Origin of the sequence: Bacillus mycoides, from assembly GCF_001757995.1 — a bacterium.
Taxonomy (GTDB): domain Bacteria; phylum Bacillota; class Bacilli; order Bacillales; family Bacillaceae_G; genus Bacillus_A; species Bacillus_A mycoides_B.
Genome location: NZ_LXLV01000012.1, coordinates 71,362 through 91,873 on the forward strand (window position 1 = coordinate 71,362; position 20,512 = coordinate 91,873).

The 20,512-nt window shown below is 36.2% G+C and carries 11 protein-coding genes and 3 pseudogenes; 9 read left to right on the forward strand and 5 right to left on the reverse strand.

Features of this window, described 5'->3' with window-relative positions:
* The first annotated feature begins 5 nt into the window (after positions 1-5).
* Positions 6-717: pseudogene (locus BWGOE10_RS04185) on the forward strand (glycosyltransferase family 2 protein).
* A gap of 260 nt (positions 718-977) precedes the next feature.
* Here BWGOE10_RS04185 and BWGOE10_RS04190 read toward each other — a convergent pair.
* Positions 978-1,592: a DNA-3-methyladenine glycosylase gene (locus BWGOE10_RS04190; protein WP_070141046.1), complete on the reverse strand. Its 615-nt coding sequence runs from the start codon at positions 1,590-1,592 to the stop codon at positions 978-980.
* 134 nt (positions 1,593-1,726) lie between these two features.
* Here BWGOE10_RS04190 and BWGOE10_RS04195 point away from each other — a divergent pair, with 134 nt between their 5' ends.
* The 5 genes from BWGOE10_RS04195 to BWGOE10_RS04215 all read left to right on the forward strand — a co-directional run bounded on the left by BWGOE10_RS04195 (position 1,727) and on the right by BWGOE10_RS04215 (position 12,906).
* Positions 1,727-2,599 (forward strand): Cof-type HAD-IIB family hydrolase, encoded by an 873-nt coding sequence (locus BWGOE10_RS04195; protein WP_070141047.1) that lies wholly within the window; start codon positions 1,727-1,729, stop codon positions 2,597-2,599.
* A 412-nt stretch (positions 2,600-3,011) separates the two neighbouring features.
* Positions 3,012-6,353 (forward strand): SpaA isopeptide-forming pilin-related protein, encoded by a 3,342-nt coding sequence (locus BWGOE10_RS04200; protein ID WP_070141048.1) that lies wholly within the window; start codon positions 3,012-3,014, stop codon positions 6,351-6,353.
* Positions 6,354-6,494: 141 nt separating this feature from the next.
* Positions 6,495-7,985 carry a coproporphyrinogen III oxidase gene (locus BWGOE10_RS04205; RefSeq protein WP_002010930.1) on the forward strand — a complete coding sequence of 497 codons (1,491 nt, stop codon included), beginning with the start codon at positions 6,495-6,497 and terminating at the stop codon, positions 7,983-7,985.
* Positions 7,986-8,228: 243 nt separating this feature from the next.
* The gene (locus BWGOE10_RS04210; RefSeq protein WP_070141049.1) at positions 8,229-9,785 is read left to right on the forward strand and encodes a fatty acid--CoA ligase; all 1,557 of its coding nucleotides are present in this window, start codon (positions 8,229-8,231) and stop codon (positions 9,783-9,785) included.
* Positions 9,786-10,371: 586 nt separating this feature from the next.
* Entirely contained in the window at positions 10,372-12,906 is a 2,535-nt protein-coding gene (locus BWGOE10_RS04215) for a Cna B-type domain-containing protein (RefSeq protein WP_081340015.1), read from the forward strand.
* Between the two features lie 121 nt (positions 12,907-13,027).
* On the opposite strand, the pseudogene BWGOE10_RS33220 reads toward BWGOE10_RS04215, so the two are convergent.
* A pseudogene (locus BWGOE10_RS33220) lies at positions 13,028-13,195 on the reverse strand (DedA family protein); the annotation flags it as partial.
* 68 nt (positions 13,196-13,263) lie between these two features.
* Positions 13,264-13,734, reverse strand: coding sequence for a hypothetical protein (locus tag BWGOE10_RS04220; protein WP_016103847.1), 471 nt, complete (start codon positions 13,732-13,734; stop codon positions 13,264-13,266).
* A 386-nt stretch (positions 13,735-14,120) separates the two neighbouring features.
* On the opposite strand from BWGOE10_RS04220, the gene BWGOE10_RS04225 reads away from it, so the two are divergent.
* The gene (locus BWGOE10_RS04225) at positions 14,121-15,599 is read left to right on the forward strand and encodes a SulP family inorganic anion transporter (protein WP_070141050.1); all 1,479 of its coding nucleotides are present in this window, start codon (positions 14,121-14,123) and stop codon (positions 15,597-15,599) included.
* 88 nt (positions 15,600-15,687) lie between these two features.
* On the opposite strand, the pseudogene BWGOE10_RS33225 reads toward BWGOE10_RS04225, so the two are convergent.
* Positions 15,688-15,915 (reverse strand): annotated as a pseudogene (locus tag BWGOE10_RS33225) (hypothetical protein); the annotation flags it as partial.
* A gap of 274 nt (positions 15,916-16,189) precedes the next feature.
* On the opposite strand from BWGOE10_RS33225, the gene BWGOE10_RS04235 reads away from it, so the two are divergent.
* Entirely contained in the window at positions 16,190-17,710 is a 1,521-nt protein-coding gene (locus BWGOE10_RS04235) for a polysaccharide biosynthesis protein (protein ID WP_070141052.1), read from the forward strand.
* A 165-nt stretch (positions 17,711-17,875) separates the two neighbouring features.
* Positions 17,876-18,979, forward strand: coding sequence for a polysaccharide pyruvyl transferase CsaB (gene csaB / locus BWGOE10_RS04240; protein WP_070141053.1), 1,104 nt, complete (start codon positions 17,876-17,878; stop codon positions 18,977-18,979).
* Positions 18,980-19,210: 231 nt separating this feature from the next.
* On the opposite strand, the gene patB1 is transcribed toward csaB, so the two are convergent.
* Entirely contained in the window at positions 19,211-20,401 is a 1,191-nt protein-coding gene (gene patB1 / locus BWGOE10_RS04245; RefSeq protein ID WP_070141054.1) for a secondary cell wall polysaccharide O-acetyltransferase PatB1, read from the reverse strand.
* Between the last annotated feature and the right edge of the window lie 111 nt (positions 20,402-20,512).

The following is a 20,512-nucleotide window of genomic DNA, read 5'->3' on the forward strand; positions in this document are numbered from 1 at the left end:
GATTCATGCTCACAAGTATAATTATATTAACTCATAATCAATTACAATACACAAAAGAATGCCTCCAAAAGTATTAGAACTTATACAGTGGAACAAGAGTATGAGTTAATAGTTGTGGATAATGCATCAACAGCTGGTACTGTAGAATGGTTACAAAAACAATCGGATATTATACTAGTGTAAAATGCTGGGAATATGGGTTTTCCAAAGGGATGCAACCAGGGAATTAAAGAGGCAAAAGGTGATAATATTCTATTATTAAATAATGATGTGGTCGTAACTAAAAATTGGTTAAGAAACTTAATTCGGTGTTTGTATGAAAACGAAGATACTGGAGCTGTAGGACCCGTCACTAATAGTGCTGCTTACTATACTGCTATACCGACCTTTTATAAGGATATGCAAGGGATGCAGAATTTTGTAACTTTATTAGAAATGAAAAGGTGTTATTGGGCAGTTTCTTTATTCGGAGCAGAAATTAATGAAAAAGCGGCAGCTCTAGCAAATAGGGTAGCTCCTACAACTTCTGGTGAGTATGACAAGTTACATGAGGTATTTACAGATGAAAAATTCCAGTACATTCTACTATCACATCCTATTGAGCCAGCGAAATTACCTCATGTCATACAATCTATTTCTCAATTTTTAACTCCAACAGGAATTTTCATTATGTCGAAATTCAATTTAGATAATTATAATGCATTAAAAAATTCATGAAAAAAATTAATGTTTTTTTAGGATTTCCTCTTCGGAGGTGAACTGCATTTGGGGATTTTGGAGAGAAAATGGCTCTTTCTATATATACAAAACCGAAATCCAAGCCTGGATTTCGGCTTTTTGATTTGCGATGAATTACGAAATTGCCTTCGTATTTTTGTTAGTTTGATCACTTGTAAATATACAGGGTGAGGCGATTTTTTTATGCAAAAAAAGAGCTATCCTATAAGTCAGTGAAACCAACTTATAGGATAGTTTCTTTACTTTGAAACAAACGGGTGCTGTTCATAATAAAACCGCCATGGATAGTGAACGGCTTCTTCTGCATAATCAATGTTAATACGAGGACCAGCTAGTATGTTATGTGTGGATGATAAATGGCCTCCTTCAGGAACTAATTCAATATGTAACGTGTCACTTTGAAGTGATATGCCGCGTTCTTCTAAAGTGATTCCGAGTGCGCGGCATAGTTTTCCGGGGCCATTTGTTAAGTTTTTATACTGAGCTTTCGTAATGTCGGTTTTGTTGTAGCGCGCTAGTTTCATGTCTTCGATTCCATCTACAGGTTCAAGAGCACGAATGAGAACTCCTTGTGGGGTGCCGATTGGTGCTGTAATTACGTTAAAGCAATGATACATACCGTAAATTAAATATACGTAAGCATGTCCTGGTGCGCCGAACATTACTTCTGTTCGATCAGTCCGTCTGCCTCCGTAACTATGAGCGGCCTTATCATCTGGACCTTTGTATGCTTCTACTTCTACAATAATTCCGCTCCGCTTTATGCCGTCTACAATATGAACGAGTTTATGTCCGAGTAACTTCTTTGCGATCTCTAACGTATCGCCTTCATAAAAAGAAGGTGGTGCCTGCATTGTACTATCTCCTTTGCCGGTTGTATATGTATATAGTAAACCAAATTTCCAGTAGTAATTCTAACTCGTTCTATTTACTACATTTATTTCATAAATTATGGATAGAGTACAACAGCGAAGAGGGGGAGTGCGACATGATTTATCGCTTACTAGCTCTTAATATAGATGGGACACTACTATACAACAACGGAAAAATTGCAAAAGGGTTACGGGAAACAATTGAATTTGTGAAAAGAAAAGATGTATACGTTACATTGTTTACGAATCGTAATTTTCAATCCGCTCATAAAATAGCGAAGGCGTTAAAATTAGATTCTATATTAGTTACACACGGTGGTGCTTTCGTTTCAGCATCGTTAGATAAACCGTTCGCTCAAAGGAGATTGTCTGAAGAGAAAACCTTTAATATCGTGCAAGTGTTAGAGCATTTTGATTGTAATGTTCGCATTTCTCATGAACGATTTTCAATTGGGAATCGTGAGAGAAATACACCAAACTTAATTGCGCGTACTGTGTTATCAAGCGCAGATCCGTTATTTTATCCGGTTCAATTTGTAGATTCGCTAGGGGATGCCCTGCGTGATCATCCAGTAGCTGCACCAAAAATTGATATCGTTTTCCATACGAAAGGTGAAAAAGAAAGAGGGATGAATACGTTAAGAAAGGCATTTCAAGATGTAGAGTACGTCGAGTGTGATGAGAGACGTATAGAAATTCTCCCTCAAAATGTATCAAAACTACGTGGTTTACAATTACTTGGGGAGCATTTAAATATTAACCTTAGTGAAATGGTTGCGATTGGAGATAGCATAGAAGACTTAGAGGTAATTGAAAATGTTGGGCTCGGGGTAGCAATGGGGAACGCTCCTGTAGAATTAAAGCAGGCCGCAGACTGGATTACACGTTCTAATACTGAGAACGGCGTAGAGTATATGATTAAAGAGCATTTTCGTAAGCAATTCCCGCTTCCTTTTTTAAAGAATCATAAACATACACCGAAACGATGAAAGAAAAACGTAGCCTTTTGGCTACGTTTTTTTGTCGACCTGATTTAAAAAACTTAAATTCATATTCCAATGAAAAATGAAAGCGTTTCAGGTGGTGAATTGTGTCTGAAATACATACAATTAACTTGAATACTTTAGAAAACTGTTGTAAAGTGGATGATGTTGCCAAAACAGTTACACCACATGAAATATTCTTCAGGTTAATTTCATTGAGCTCCCATAAGCAAAAGTGCTCCCGCATGTTAGTTTAGTTCACGTATTATCTCAAAAATGAATTGTAGTAGTTTCGCCAATTAGTTGTAGAGCTTCTTTGTTTTATTTAAATGGATTATTTGTAAATTAGTTTGAATAGGTTTTAAGTACATCTGAAATGTACTTCTTGTTATAAGTTTTTGAAATTTGAAAAGGGGGAATGAATTTCTTGAGGAAATCATTAAGTCAAAAAGTAAAAAAGATATGCAGTAGTTTTATAATTATATTGTTAGTATGTATGAATTTTTTAATCCATTTACCGTATAAAGCAGAGGCAGCTACAACAGAATTAAAAGGTTTAGGCGATACATCTTATTATAACGCAATCATTTTTGGTGATCATAGTGCAACGAGTGCGGATATTGAGGGTGCGATGGCTGTTCAAAAGAACATGAACGCATCAAGTTATACAGTCGTAGCGGCTGCAACTGGAGCAAACAACTTAGCTGGAGCAACATGGAAAGATGAAGGATATCCATCATTATTACTGGGTGGTCAATTTACGAAAGCGGGAGCAGGGCAAGTAATCATCCAAGATGGAACAGTGGCGATGACAAAAGATGGTGACCCAGAAGGCGCAATGAAATCATCATATGACCGTATCTCTTATAAAGAGCAAGCGGAGATTGATGCTAAATTTAAAGAATTTAGAAAAGACGTTGATGGTGTAATTGGGGATGCGAGTCAATTACATACTGGTAAACCAAAACCTAATATGAGTTTTGGTATCGGAGAGGATGTAAACAATCCTAATATTTATGTTTCTTCAGGCTTAACAGGAAAGAAAACATTTGATGTAAGAGATGTTTATCTTCCGAATGTAAATAACAAAGACTTTATTGTTATTTATTCAGACGCAGAAGAAGTGAATTTTGGTAGTGGTGCAATTTTGTACGATACGAAAAATACTGGGATGGCAACAGACTTAATTAATACATCACAAGCATATGATCCTAATTCACCTTTTACTGAGTTAGCTAGTAAAGTAATTTGGGTGTTTCCGAATGCTACAAAGATATCAACAAAAGGATATGGCGTAGTAGGAAGTGTATTTGCTCCAAATGCTGTTGTAGAGACAAAGGGTGGTTCTATTAATGGACAAGCCTTTGTTGGTGGATTACACCAAAGAGGTGGGTTTGAGGTTCATAATTTTAAATTTAACTGGCCGAAATGGAATAATCCATCAGTTGAAAAAGGAAATTTACAAAGTAAAAAAGTTGATGCAAACGATGAAAACATTGTTTTAAAAGATGCAAAATTTGATGTTATAGACAAAGACAATAATGTTGTGGCTAGTGTTACAACGAATGAAAAGGGTATTGCTGAAGTCAAGGATTTACCACTTGGTGACTATTTTGTAAAAGAAATAAGTGCACCAGAAGGATATATAAAAGTTGATACACCAGTAAAAGTAACAATTGATAGTACAAACGTAATTGAAATTGTTATGAAGAATACGAAAAAAGTAGAGAATGGCCAATTTAAATTATTGAAAAAAGATAGTGAATCTGGTCAACTTCTACCAGGTGCAAAATTTGATGTTATAGATAAAGATGGAAATGTTGTTGGAACAATTATTACAGATGGTAAAGGTGAAGCTTTATCAAAACAACTTCCAGTTGGAACATATACATTAAAAGAAGTTGAAGCACCAAAAGGTTATGAACTATCATCTAGCTCAGTTCGTGTTGATGTAGCTGCTAATAAAACAGTGACTGTAGATGTGTTGAATAAAAAGATCGTTGAAAAAGCTACAGGCCAATTTGAAATCGTAAAAGTAGATGCGAAAGATAAAACGAAAGTATTATCAGATGCAGAGTTTGAAGTGTATAAAGATGGTAAAAAAATAGATACATTACGAACAGATAAAACAGGTAAAGTAATCTCTAAGAAATTAGAACCAGGAAAATACAAATTAAAAGAAACGAAAGCACCAAAAGGATATAAATTACTAAAAGAAGAAATTGAAGTCGTTGTGGAAGCAAACAAAGTAGTACAAGTACAAGTAGAAAATGCGAAAGAACTAGGAAGCTTACAAGTAATCAAAAAGGATGCAGAGAGTGGAAAAGTTCTAGAAGGCGCGGAATTCAGACTGAAAAACGAAACTGGTCAAGTAGTTGGAGAAGCGAAAACAACGAATAAAGATGGTGTTGTGACATTCGAAAACTTAGTGCCAGGTAAGTACACGTTAGAAGAAACGAAAGCGCCGGAAGGCTACAAAGCGGTAGAATTAAAAGTGGAAGTAAATGTTGTAGCGAATGAAGTAGTAAAACAAGAAGTTACGAACGAAAAAGTAACAGGTCAATTTGAAATCGTAAAAGTAGATGCAAACGATAAAACGAAGCTTTTATCAGACGCAGAATTTGAAGTGTATAAAGATGGTAAGAACGTAGAGACGTTACAAACAGATAAAACAGGTAAAGTAATCTCTAAGAAATTAGAACCAGGAAAATACACATTAAAAGAAACGAAAGCACCACAAGGATATACATTATTAAAAGAAGAAATTGAAATTGTTGTGGAAGCAAACAAAGTAGTACAAGTACAAGTAGAAAATGCAAAAGAACTAGGAAGCTTACAAGTAATAAAAAGGGATGCAGAGAGTGGAAAAGTTCTAGAAGGCGCGGAATTCAGACTGGAAAACGAAAATGGTCAAGTGGTTGGAGAGGCGAAGACAACAAATAAAGATGGTGTTGTGACATTCGAAAACTTAGTGCCAGGAAAGTACACATTAGAAGAAACGAAAGCGCCAGAAGGCTACAAAGCGATAGAAGTTATAGTAGAAGTAAATGTTGTAGCAAATGAAGTAGTGAAGCAAGAAGTATTGAATGAAAAAGTGAAAGAAAAAATCACAGGTCAAGTAGAAATTACAAAGATAGATGCTAATGATACAGATAAAAAATTAGAAGGTGCAGTGTTTGAAATTCTGAAAGATGGAATGAAGATAGACACATTAACATCAGATAAAAATGGTAAAGCAACTTCGAAGAAACTGGAACCAGGAGATTACGTTTTAAAAGAAGTCCAGGCTCCAGAAGGATATAATTTATCCGATAAGGGAATTGAATTTACGATTTCTAATGAGAAAGTAGAAGTTATAAAGCTTCAAATTACCAATGAAAAAGAAACAGGAAAAGGTCCGGAAAAACCAGGTGAAGGAACAGAAAAACCAGGTGAAGGAACAGAAAAGCCAGGTGAAGGAACAGAAAAACCAGGTGAAGGAACAGAAAAGCCAGGTGAAGGAACAGAAAAGCCAGGTGAAGGAACAGAAAAACCAGGTGAAGGAACAGAAAAGCCAGGTGAAGGAACAGAAAAACCAGGTGAAGGAACAGAAACTTCAAGTGAAGAAGCAGGAAAGCCTAACTTACCAGAAAAAGAACAAGGCGGTTCTAATAATCAAAAACTTCCAGCTACAGGGCATAATACGGATTACCTTCCATTTATAGGTGTAATTCTGGTGTTATTAGGAATACGTTTAAGATTTATGATTAAAAATAGCTAATAGGTTTATAAAAGGCATAAGAGAAATGTTATCTCTTATGCCTTTAAGTTTTTAATAGAAGAAATAAGGTAAAACCTTCTGTATTGACCTGCAAACGCCCTTCAAGTAAACTAAAGAGAGTTTGCAAATGAAAAGGTGATAATGTTGTTAATTTCAATTAAAACGTTACAAGATGATCGTTTTTTACGTCCGCTACAAAATATTGGCGGTTTATTTTTTGAAGAGAGCACGATAGGATTTGAGAAAGAAGAAGCAAATCTTATCGTTGATATACAGATAGAAGGTAATGTGACAGCATCGGCTCGTTTAACAGATGTTGCAACCGGAAATGTGTATGAAGAAACATTCGCGAAAGATTTATCTGCTTTCACAGAAGAAAAAGAACGTATGAAACAAGTGAAACATGTTGTTTCTTACGTATATCTTTCTGTACTTCAACAGCTAACTGGGCTTGAACAGAGCTGGGGAATATTAACTGGGGTACGCCCAACGAAGCTTCTTCACAAATTGCTTCAAAATGGTATGTCAAAAGAAGAAGCGCATAAAGAACTTCGTGAAAGTTATTTAATTCATGAAGAAAAAATTGAGCTTCTTCAGCGTATCGTTGATTGCCAATTAGCGGTTGTTCCAGATTTATACCGCTTGAAAGAAGAAGTAAGTATTTACATCGGTATTCCGTTTTGTCCTACAAAATGTGCGTACTGTACGTTCCCGGCTTATGCAATTAACGGACGCCAAGGATCAGTTGATTCGTTCTTAGGCGGGTTACATTATGAAGTTCGTGAAATTGGTAAGTTTTTAAAAGAAAAAGGTGTTACAGTTACGACGATTTATTACGGCGGTGGTACACCGACGAGTATTACAGCAGAAGAGATGGATATGCTTTATGAAGAAATGTACCAAGCGTTCCCTGATGTGAAAGATGTGCGTGAAGTAACAGTTGAGGCAGGTCGCCCAGATACGATCACACCAGCAAAGCTAGAAGTGTTGAATAAATGGAATATTGACCGTATTAGTATTAATCCGCAGTCATATCATCAAGAAACACTAAAGGCAATTGGACGTCATCACACTGTAGAAGAAACAATTGAGAAGTATCATTTAGCACGTGAAATGGGAATGAACAATATTAACATGGACTTAATTATTGGTCTTCCTGGTGAAGGATTAGACATCTTCAAGCACACGTTAGATGAAACAGAAAAGTTAATGCCAGAATCGTTAACAGTTCATACGTTATCATTTAAACGCGCTTCTGAAATGACGCAAAACAAACGTAAATATAAAGTAGCAGGTCGCGAAGAAATTACTGCGATGATGCATGAGGCGGAAGAGTGGACGAAGAACCATAATTACGTGCCATACTATTTATATCGTCAAAAAAATATTTTAGGTAACTTAGAAAACGTTGGGTATGCAATACCGACGCAAGAAAGTATCTACAATATTGTTATTATGGAAGAAGTACAATCGATTATCGGACTTGGTTGCGGTGCATCAAGTAAATTTGTTCACCCACAAACAGGAGCAATTACACACTTTGCGAATCCGAAAGATCCAAAATCATATAACGATGGCTTCGTGAAATATACAGAAGATAAACTGAAAATATTAGAAGAGCTATTCGTGTAAGAATAAGGAGACTGTTCCGATTTGGAACAGTCTCTTTTTCATATAGGGATTGATATTGTCAGTTTTTGTTGGTAAGTCGATATATCTTAAAAATCGTCTATATAATTTCATTTACCGTTGAGCGGTCCATTTGTAAAACTATGTCGATAATAATCAGAAAAATTAGTCATATTATTAGAGGACAATGTCTACTTATAGACGAAATGATAGATTTATGAAAGAGAAAAGGGGGAAATTGTTGGCATGTACATGACGATAGGGAGAATTTTTGATTTGGCAGTTGGCAAGTATCCGAATAAAGAGGCGTTAGTAGAACCAGAAAAAAATATTCGCTGGACATATAAACAGTGGGATGAACAAATCAATAAAACGGCGCAAGCTCTATTGAAAGAAGGAGTAAGAAAGGGAGATTGTGTATCTGTTTACTTATATAACTGTCGTGAATTTGTAAACGTTTACTTAGCGTGTGCGAAAATTGGCGCGATATTTAACCCAATTAATTTCCGCTTAAAAGCAAAAGAATTATCGTATATCCTCCAAGATGCAGCCTCGAAAGTAGTTGTATTTGAAAAAGCAGTCGAATCAACTGTTGCTATGATTGAACGAGATTTTCCAAATTCGTCTTTTTGGTATGTAGAAGACGATGCACCTTCCTATGCTAGTTCCTACCATGAAAAGGTAAATGAAGCATCAGCTGAAAAAGTAGATATTGTAGTCGATGAAATGGATTATTGCTCTATGCTTTATACGAGTGGTACGACTGGTCAGCCGAAAGGCGTACTACATCGCCATCGTGATATGGCTGAGCATAGTATGATTTGTACATATTTCATAAAATATAACAGGGATAGCGTCGGGCTTGTAGTAGCGCCTTTATATCATTGCGGCGAGTTAAACGCTGGAATCATACCGCGCATTCAAGTCGGCGGAAAGAATGTTATTTTACATCATTTTGATACGGATAGAGTATTACATACCATTCAAGAAGAGAAGATTACGACGTTTTTTGCTGCACCGACGATGTGGAATATGTTACTGCAAAAAGATTTAACTAAGTATGATTTAACTTCAATGAAGATTGGTGTATATGGCGGGGCTGCGATGGCTCCAGCTTTAGTGAAGGAATGTAAAGAACGTCTTTATATTGACCTTGTTCAAATTTACGGAATGACAGAAATGGGACCAGTAGTTGCGTTTCTAGTAGAAGAGGATCAGATCACGAAAGCTGGCTCAGCAGGAACACCATGCTTTAGCCATGAAATTCGAATTGTGAAACCGAACGAAGATGCACCGGCAGAGCCAGATGATATGTTGCCTCCTTATGAAGTAGGAGAAATTATTTTGCGCGGCCCAACTATGATGGCTGGATATCATAATCGAGAAGAAGCAAATGCAAAATCGATGTATAAAGGATGGTATCATTCTGGTGATTTAGGATACTTCGATAAAGACGGTTATTTATTCGTTGCAGACCGCGTTGATGATATGGTAATTAGCGGTGGTGTAAATATTTATCCTCGCGAAATTGAAGATTTCCTTCATAGTCACCCTGGTGTATTAGATGTTGCAGTACTTGGTGAGCCAGATGAACTATGGGGAGAGCGTGTCGTTGCGGTCGTTGTAAAGAAAGATGAAAATATTTCAGAAGCTGATTTAGAAACGTATTGTAAAGAAAGTGATGAATTAGCAGATTATAAACGTCCGCGTCATTACTTATTTGTGGATGAACTTCCGCGTAATGCGAGTGGGAAATTACAAAAATTTGTGCTAAGAGAGTCGCTGAAAGGTGCGAAAAACTAGATAGTAGAGCAGTCGTCTATACAAATAAGGCTACCTTTCTTAATAAGGAAAGGTAGCCTTATTATTGTGAAATTATTGAAAATGAGGAGATAGCATGCTTAAAAAAATGTATGTACCTTCTATTAATAATTACTTCTTATTATTATAGTGGAATATATTTTATTGCTTACCTTTTAATTTCAAAATCATATGATACGTGTTAAATGGATTGGGTTTTGAAGTGATGAGAAATATTAAAATAGTAAATATGGGAGTGTCATTTCAGAATATGTTCGTACTTCAGTAAAGTTATTAGGGGAGAATGGTACTGGATAATATTCGAAAGGGAAAAATGGTCAGTCGTCAGATGACCGTATGACGGAATTGATCATTTAGTATATTTTGGTAGCATGAATATAGTAACAAATTAATATATAAATGAACAGTCTTGTAATGCATCTTTATAAGTACTAATATTTATTGTTGGCTGCCAAAACAAGAGAACAATATGGTTAATGAATCGTGTTGTTTACTGCTTTGTTTTGCATGATTAAAGATAGTTTGATGCTGCAAATATTCTTTAGTTGTAACCTTTGGTACTTGTCAAGTGACGTCAACGAATGTGGTATGTACATTTAGCGATGTTGTTGAAAAACTTCAAAATATTAGAGGGTATTTTTATTTTGGAGTTCAAGCAACTAAGGATGTAGCAACGGGACAAACGCTTACAGTTGATACAAACTTAGGTACACAATTACAAACGCAAGGGATCACAATTAAGGGTCCAACTGAAGGTGGTGAAGGTACAGCACCATTTGTCTATAAAGCAGGTAGAATGGATGCGGATGCTCCAACTAAAGTGAAGTGGGAAATACCTCTAAATAATAACCAGCAACAATTGAGTTCTGATATAGTTTTGACTGATACTTTACAGTCGGGGCAAACGCTGGATCAGGATGGTTTTAGTATAACTGTTGGAAATCAAACTTTAACACCTCAACAATTTAATGATGGGGGTTATGGGAAGATTACCTTTAATGGTAATTCTTTCGAAGTTAGGTTTTATAAAGATCAGAGTAGCGGTAAGAAGATAAATTTAAGGTATACAGCTACTGTAGCTGAAAGTGGAATGACCCAAAAAGTTTTTTTCAATAATTATACAATTAATTATCAAATCTTAAATGAGCAGCCGGTAAAGTTTTCAGAGCAGGCCTGGGCTGATAATATAAACACAGGTGGGGGTGCTGACGGAGATTTACCTCCTAAAGGAACGTTAAGAATCGTGAAGCACATTGCCGGAGATGAAACAAAGCTCCTTCCAGGTGTTACGTTTAAGTTGTATAAGGAATCAGGTCAGCAAATTGGTGATTCTTATACAACAAATAGAGATGGAGTAGTTGAAGCACCAAACCTTACTCCAGGTAATTATTATGTGCAAGAAATTTCAGCACCGAACTATGTAGAGTTTGATCCAAACGCAAAAATTCCCGTTACGATTAAGAATGATGATGTAAATGGAATAAAACTTATGGTTCCAAATAAGTTGAAAACTACATCTGTTACAGGAATAAAAACGTGGAAAGGCGACAAAGTAAGCGATCGCCCAGAAAACATTAAAGTAGATTTACTGCAAAATGGTAAAGTCATTGCAACGAAAGAAGTTACCGCAGCAAATGATTGGAAATATGAGTTTGAAAAGTTACCAGCAGTTGATAATGAGGGAAAAGCTCATAAATATGAAGTGAAAGAACAAGCAGTATCAGGATATCAATCGAAAGTTAACGGATATGATATTACAAATATAAAGATCCAGGAAGCAACAGAAGTAGAAGAGCAAGGTAAAGAAGAAACAATAGAAGAACTGGAAGAGTCAGTAAAACCGGAAGAACCAAAGGTGACAGAAGAGCCGAATAAGCCAGAAAAACCAGAGGTAACAGACAAACCGGAAATTTGGGTGAAACCAGAAGAAGAAAAGGTTGAAGAAGAAACAACAGAAGAACTGGAAGAGTCAGTAAAACCGGAAGAACCAAAGGTGACAGAAGAGCCGAATAAGCCAGAAAAACCAGAGGTAACAGACAAACCGGAAATTTGGGTGAAACCAGAAGAAGAAAAGGTTGAAGAAGAAACAACAGAAGAACTGGAAGAGTCAGTAAAACCGGAAGAGCCAAAGGTGACAGAAGAACCGAATGTTCTTGAGAAACCAGAGGTAACAGAAAAACCGCAAGTAGAGGTAACACCGATCGAAGAAGAAAATAAAGAAGAAACAACAGAAGAACTGGAAGAGCCAGTAAAACCGGAAGAACCAAAGGTGACAGAAGAACCGAATGTTCTTGAGAAACCAGAGGTAACAGAAAAACCGCAAGTAGAGGTAACACCGATCGAAGAAGAAAATAAAGAAGAAACAACAGAAGAACTGGAAGAGCCAGTAAAACCGGAAGAACCAAAGGTGACAGAAGAACCGAATGTTCTTGAGAAACCAGAGGTAACAGAAAAACCGCAAGTAGAGGTAACACCGATCGAAGAAGAAAATAAAGAAGAAACAACAGAAGAGATGGAAGAGCCAGTAAAACCGGAAGAACCAAAGGTGACAGAAGAACCAAATGTTCTTGAGAAACCAGAGGTAACGGACAAACCGGAGATCTTGGTAACACCGATTGAAGAAGAAAATAAAGAAGAAACAACAGAAGAGATGGAAGAGCCAGTAAAACCGGAAGAACCAAAGGTGACAGAAGAACCAAATGTTCTTGAGAAACCAGAGGTAACAGAAAAACCGGAGATCTTGGTAACACCAGAGGAAGAGCATTCAGAAGTACCGAACAAACCAGAAGTAGAAGAGAAACCGGAAGTACCAAACAAGCCAGAGGTAGAAGAGAAACCGGAAGTACCAAACAAGCCAGAGGTAGAAGAGAAACCGGAAGTACCAAGCAAACCAGAAGTAAAAGAGAAACCGGAAGTACCAAACAAACAAGATGTACAAAGTAAATCTGAAGTACCATCTAGTAAAGAAAATAATAAGCAATCAAAATTACTTCCTCAAACAGGAGGAGCATCAACTGAATCTACTTCTATTATTGCAGGTATGTTCGCATTAATTTTGGGCGCGAGGTTGTTTAGACGCAAAAAAATTAATGGTGAGAGTTAGTTCGTAAACAAAATGTATGTGAAAAAGCGGAGACTAGGAGTCTCCGCTTTTTATTATTTTTGTACGAAGCTAAGTGGGATGCTACTTATTGATGAAAGATTTAAATGAAATGATTATTGTTTTAATTTATACGTTTTAAAATCACATGCTTTAATTTTTTGCGAAATCGGGTGATTAGCGTAATGATAATAATACCGAAGATAATTTTCCAAATGTGTTGTTCAAGTACCATGAATATATCTTCTAAGTTTTCCCCTAACCAGTAACCACCGATTAAGAAGGATGATACCCTACCTATTAATAAAAAGAGGGCCGTCCCAAAAAAATGGGACGGCCTCATTAGTAGTAAGGAACGTATTATTTACGTGAGAAACCTTCTTCATCAAGGTATTCCGCAGCTTCTGGATAAGAGTTGAATGTACCGTCTAAGTTTACGCCAGCGTAAACGTTCCACATGTCATCCTCTGAGATAAGAGTAAGAATATGACCATCTTCGTTACGCCATTCTTCTTCGGCAGCAGGTTCCATTGGTGCTACAATTTCCTCTTGCTCCTGTGATAGACGTTCAATTACTTTTTCAATTAATGAACGCAGTTCTTCTTCTGAAAACTCACGGATGTTAATCATGCCTTTATCATCTGTTTTATAACCTTTAATGAAGTTTGCATATACAAATCCGTTTCCATTGGGGTGTAAATGATATACAACGTTCTTTTTATCTAAACGACTTTCTTCAAAGTGAAAGTTTACACGTTTTAATGATACGTTCTTTCTTTCTAATTCCGGGAAAGATTCAATAATTGATAATTTTTCTTCAAAAGTTAGCATAGTGCCTCCAAGTATATAGTAAAAGATTTAATTTGTTCATTATAGCATAGTCAAGTTTGTTTCCAAAAGTAGAATCGTCATATTGCTGTTTTTTAGGTTGACCTGGGAAGGCTATTTATAAATGTAGGCGTTTACTTCACGAGACTGTAAAGAGTTTTTTATAAATACGCTAACGAATGATTTGTTTTAGATGTACAATGGAACGTGGACTTTATCCCGCATTAACGGGCAGTAAGACTCCCACCTCAAAATTTAGGTGGAGCAAAGAAGTTAGGTGGGAGATCAACTGCCCGTAAACGCCCGATTGGTGCGGGCTAATAATCAGTGGGGGATGAACAAAACCCCCACTGATTAAAGTTTCACTTTATACGAAGGTGGTTATTTATATGTTTCAAAAAATAGCAAAGGAATGTTTAGCAGGGTTTACTGTTGCGATTGTTGCTTTGCCGCTAGCAATTGCATTTGGTATTGCCGCAACGGGAACGTCTGAGGGAGCGCTAGTCGGATTGTATGGTGCGATTTTTGCAGGTTTGTTTGCGGCGTTATTTGGTGGTACACCGGGGCAAGTAACGGGTCCTACTGGGCCGATTACAGTTATTGCAACAGGCGTTATTGCAACTCACGGATTAGAAGCAAGTTTTATTGCATTTATGATGGCAGGGTTATTTCAAATTTTATTCGGTGTATGTAAGCTTGGTTCTTACGTTCGTTACATTCCGTATCCTGTCGTTTCAGGGTTTATGAATGGGATTGCACTGATTATTATTTTAGGTGAAATGAAGCACGTACAAAATAGCTTTCTGCTTGTGTTATTAACGATCATCGTAATGATTGTTTCTGGAAAATGGATTAAGGCCATTCCATCAAGTTTAGTAGCATTAGTAGGTGTTACAGTAACGTTGCCGTTATTTTCCTCTATGCTACAAGGAATTACGGTAAACTTACCAGTTGTCGGAACTCTTTCTTTAAATAAGATGATTGAAAAGATAGGTGCAATTCCAGAGGCGATGCCATCTCTTCACGTACCGAATTTAGACGCAAATGGTATGTTAGCACTTGTATTACCAGCGCTTAGTATTGCTTTACTAGGATCAATTGACTCATTATTAACGTCTGTCGTAATGGATAATGTGACGGGGACACGTCATAAAAGTAATAAAGAGTTAATCGGACAAGGGATTGGTAATATTGCGAGCGGTTTGTTCGGCGGATTAGCAGGAGCAGGTGCAACTGTTAGATCCATCGTCAATATAAGAAGTGGGGGGAAGACGGCACTTTCAGCTTGTATGCATAGCGTCATCTTATTCATTTTCATTATGGGACTTGGTTCAGTGGTACAATATATTCCGCTTGCGGTATTATCGGGCATTTTAATTTTAACTGGCATAGGTATGTTTGATTGGGAAAGTATGAGGAAAGCGCATGTAGCTCCAAAGGGTGATGTGATTGTTATGTTCGTGACGATGTTTGTGACAGTGAAATTCGATTTAATGGTTGCTGTTGCGTTTGGCATTATTCTTTCTTTCATTATATACATGGTGAAGTGTAAAGAACGTAAAGCTTCTATTATAAAAGAAAAAGAAGCGACGTATACGATTCAGGGACCACTTTCATTTCTATCAGTAGATCGTATTTTTGCTTCTTTACAAGATGTGAAGTCTCCAGTTAGTTTGCGTATGAAAGATGTACGCTATATGGATGTATCAGGAGCTATGGCGCTATTAAACTTTGTTGAGCAATCGGATAAAGTAGGAGCGAGTGTGACACTTGAACATGTACATCCGCATGTTGAAAAGACGATAGTGATGATGGCGAATGATGAGCAAAAAGAGAAATTACAGTTTTTAAAAGTTAAGGCAATATAACAATAAGAACCTTCACATGAATTGCGTTATAGAGTGTGAAGGTTCTTATTGTTTGTATATGTGTTGTTTATGTGAGAAACCCTTATATCTGGATGTTGTAAATCCGTTGAGCATCAATTACATCATCTAACTTCAAATTATATTCACGCATTGAGAAATGGCTACCTTCACAAATTAATTGTGTACGGTTAACGAAATCATAAACTTAAGATGGTTGAATAAGCCCTATTTCGTCTGATTTTTCGACTTTCTCAACTTCTTCGTATGCAAAGCGCTTTAGTATCTCGTTTTCTAAAGAAAGGGAAATTCGAGAATTTTTTACTGAATTTAGCATGTTGTAAATACTCCTCTTACTGACAAGAGCTACATTATATTACAGGTTTATCTTGAATAAGTAAAAGTAGTAAATTTAAGGGAAAACAGGATGGAAATAATCTTGTTTTGTACATATTATATTTGGAACGAGAGTATTCAATATATAAGAAATTTGGTATGATAACTAAATGAAATAGAGTGAAGTTTCTCTAGATTAAGCAAGAATACTGACTTGATATTTATTTAGATCATATTTGAAAGAAAAGAGATAGAAGATGAATAAAAAGTTTGTAAAAGGCGCTGCAATTTTAACCATTACAACGTTCCTATCGAAAGTGGTGGGGAGTTTTTTTCAAATTCCATTGCAAAATATAGCGGGAGATGAAGTACTTGGGATTTTTCGTCTCGTTTTTCCTGTATATATGATAGCCTTAACTTTATCAGTAGCGGGGGTTCCGCTAGCAATATCCCAGCTAATTGCTGAACTTCATGAAAAAAATGATCGGGACGGAATTGCTAAATTGTTTACGTCAGCATCTATTATCGGTGTTATATGTGGGATATTCGGATTTTTAATTATTATCATTGGATCGAGTAGCATTGCAAATATGCTTGGTGGGCAAGAGACGAGGCTAGCATTAATTGTTACTTCGTTTGCTTTATTAATCGCACCATATATGGCAGTGTACCGTGGATATTTCCAAGGGTTCGGAGATATGATACCTACTGGTGTATCACAAGTAATTGAACAGTTGATACGCGTGTTCTTTATGCTAACAATTGCTTTTATATTTGTATATTTGAATAAAGGTAGTGATATCATAACAGGCGGAGCGATGATTGGTTCTTGTTTTGGTGTTATTACGTCACTCATATATTTGCGAATGAAATATGTAAAAAGCACGTATCGCTATAAGAGCGAAACATATTCATTACAAGATTTTAAGACAAACGCAAAAAACATACTCCGTGTTTCAATTCCAATTGCAATTGGAGCGTTATCGATGCCTGTTTTAAATTTAGTTGATTCTGTAACAATTCCACATGTATTACATGAATCTTCTACAACGATTCAGGAACAATTTGGTATATATAGCCGTGGTTTTGCATTTACGCAATTAATTGTTGTATTTGCAAGTGCGATAGTATTTCCGTTAATTCCATTATTAACAGCTGCTTTAACAAAAAAAGATATAGCTTTAGCTAAACTGACAGTAAAACGTACAAATGAATTTGCGCACGTTTTAACAATGCCGATAACGATATGGCTTATGGCGCTTGCAGTACCGCTTAATGTTGCATTATTTACAGATACAAAAGGAAGTGGCATGTTAGCTATTTTAATTGGTAGCTCGTATTTCACATCACTTATGGTATTATCAATAGGAATCTTGCAAGGGATTAATCGTTCGATGCGAGCAGCATGGATTGTCATCGGTGCAAGTTTTGTAAAAATTATATTAAATATAGCGCTAGTAAACCAATTCGGTATAAATGGAGCAGCGTATAGTACTCTAATTATTTATATAATGATTTGTATCGCAAATCATATTTATATTAGAAAAGATCTTTCCTATCCAATAGCTATAGGGAAATTTTTGGCTGTGATTGGAGTATCTAGTATTTTAGGTATAGCATTATACTTTGTGTCCACATTAATCAATGTGACAGATTCCAGGATTTTAGCAATGATATATAGTGCTGTAGCGCTAAGTATAGCTTCAGTGTTATATGGCATATGTGCACTGAAACTAAACTGGATATCGAAAGAACAAATTCCATTTTTACGTAAATAAAATCGTTTATTATAGAAAATGAACAATATTATAAATGGGTATGACTTGTTAGATGTTTGTGAAAGAAATCAATTTGAAGTTATCAAGCCTTTCTCGGCAAGGAATGGATAACAATTTGTTTAATTACAAAAAGAGTTGATTGCGAAATGTTGGAGGAGATTAAGAGTGCGGTTAGTTTTATCAGGATATTATGGTTTTTATAATGTTGGGGACGAAGCAATTTTGCAATCAATTATTAAAGCGCTACATGAAGAGGATCCTACTCTTGAGCTTGTTGTACTTTCGAATGACCCCAACTATACAAGGAAAATGTACGGTGTAGAAGCAGTAAACCGCTGGGATATAAGAGCGATTTACCGAGAAATAAAGAGAAGTAATGGTTTAATTAGCGGAGGCGGAAGTCTCTTACAAGATAAGACGAGTATTAAGAGCATTCTATATTATACAGGTATTATGCGGCTTGCTCGTTTTTTGAAAAAGCCGTATTATATTTACGCCCAAGGAATCGGACCTATTATGAAGAAGCAAAATCGTTTATTAGTGAAATGGCATGTATCAAAGGCTGAATATATATCAGTGCGTGATGAAGACTCTTTTTTGTACTTAAAAGAAATTGGTATTAAGAAAGACATCGAACTTGTTCCAGATCCAGTATTAGCTTGTCAGCCAGAAGAAAAGAAATCCGATTGGCTTCAAAAACATTCGCTGCAAGGAAAAGTCGTTGCGGTTAGTGTAAGGTACTGGGATGCAAAAGAAGATTATATGAAGAAGTTAGCAGATACGCTTAAAAAGCTTAAGCAAGAGGGATACCATATTTTATTTGTACCGATGCATGGACCATTTGATCAAAATGCATCAAGGGATATCATTAGTTTGATGGGAGAAGAAGCGCACATGCTCCCTTATAAAATGGATATTCATGAGAAAATCTCTATTTTATCAGAATGCTCTCTTTTAATAGGGATGAGACTGCATGCTCTTATATTATCGGCAGTTGCAAACACGCCTATGATTGGAATTTCATATGATCCGAAGATTGATTCGTTTTTACAACAAGTAAATCAGCCGATTATTGGGAATGTGGATGGAGGCTGGACGACAGAAACATTACATAGTATGGCGATTAAACAATTAGAGCAGACAGAATATGTACAGGAAACGTTAGGACAAAGGGTAGAGGAATTGCGAGAGCAAATTTCCATAGCGTCCAAATATATTATTAATGACTTACATGCAAAAGAGTCTATAAAAAGAGGAATGGAATCTTAGTTTTAGAGGACATCCTCTTTTTATTTAGTGCGTTGTCATTAAATAAAAAGAGATAGAGGGAAATTTCCTATCTCTTTCTCCTTTTTGTATTTGAAGGTAGTGATTAAAAAAGAGAAGGTACAAGTGAAATAATAACAATGTCGAAATCTATAATGGTTTAAGTTGTTACTGCCGGCAAATAGCGGAAATAATATAAAGAAGCCTCTTGTAAAAAATTACAAGAGGCTTCTTTTATTGTTTAAACTTAAACATCTCACCGCTCAAGTTCGAATCACTATACACAAACAATACCATGTTAATATTGTTGTCTTTAATGTATTGATATACATCCTTTTCGTGATAGTGACGAAGGTCGAGGATGGATGTGTGTTTGAAGCTTTGTGCTAAGTGAGGCACGATTGCGTTTGCGAATGAGTCTTTTAGGACTAAAGCTCGTACATCATTTGGTGCATTGTTATTTTCGATGACGATTTCTGGATAGTCATTTGTGTAATAGTCGGCGTATGATGTTGTGTCTTTTTGTTTTTCTACGCCATATAGTTCATCTAATGTGCGATATACTGTGCCATTTACATCTTTTGCAGCTACGCTCGTAAAGTTGAAACCGTCTTTCGGTGTGTAGTAGCATAGTTTTTCTCCAGTTGCATCGATTAGTTGGTATAGCTGATTGTTAAAGCTTCCGACTAGATGTTTATTTGGAGCGCACGTACGAGTATAATCTTCTTTTTTTATTTCTTTTCCCTTATATATAGAAGATTGTTGCGCGATTGTGTTCATTATATATTGATAGCCTAAGAAGGCACCATCCATATTCCAGTGATGGTCTGTTTTGAAGTACATACTTTGTATTTCTTCATTTGTATAGTTTTTCTTAAAGTGTTCCATGAGTTTAATTGGTTTTACGTCTGCTGGAAGTTTATTTAGAAAATAATTTAAATTTTCCTGTGCATATGTGTGAATATGAGAAGGTAATTTAAATGATAATGCATTCGTTTTGGACGATGGTAAGGCAAAGTAAAACTCAATATTTTGTTCTTTTAAAAACTGAGATAAGTCGTTTACAGCTGGCATAGATTGGTCGATTTCATTATATTTTGTGGTCCAAGCTGGGTTTTTTAGAAGCCATTTATCATCAGTTAGAATAATATCGTTAATGAGAGATTTGTCCATTTTAATTTGGGCAAGTGTATAGATTTTAATGAGCTCATCTCTGCCGATTAATTGATCGTTTGTATATGTCTCAAAGTCTTTAAAGAAGCTACCATTTAAGACAGCTTCTTTTGTAAGAGCTGGTTTTTGAGCGAGCGGACGATTTTCAACGGGCGAAACTGCTCGGTCAGTTTTGAGAAGCGATAATATGCCAAATGAAAAGATAATGGTGAGAAAACCGATAAATAGGACGATGTTCCCCAATTTTTTCATAATAACTTTTCCTTCCTACATAAAGTGAAACTTTAATCAGTGGGGGTTTTGTTCATCCCCCACTGATTATCAGCCTTAACCAATCGGGCTTTTACGGGCAGCAGGGCTTCC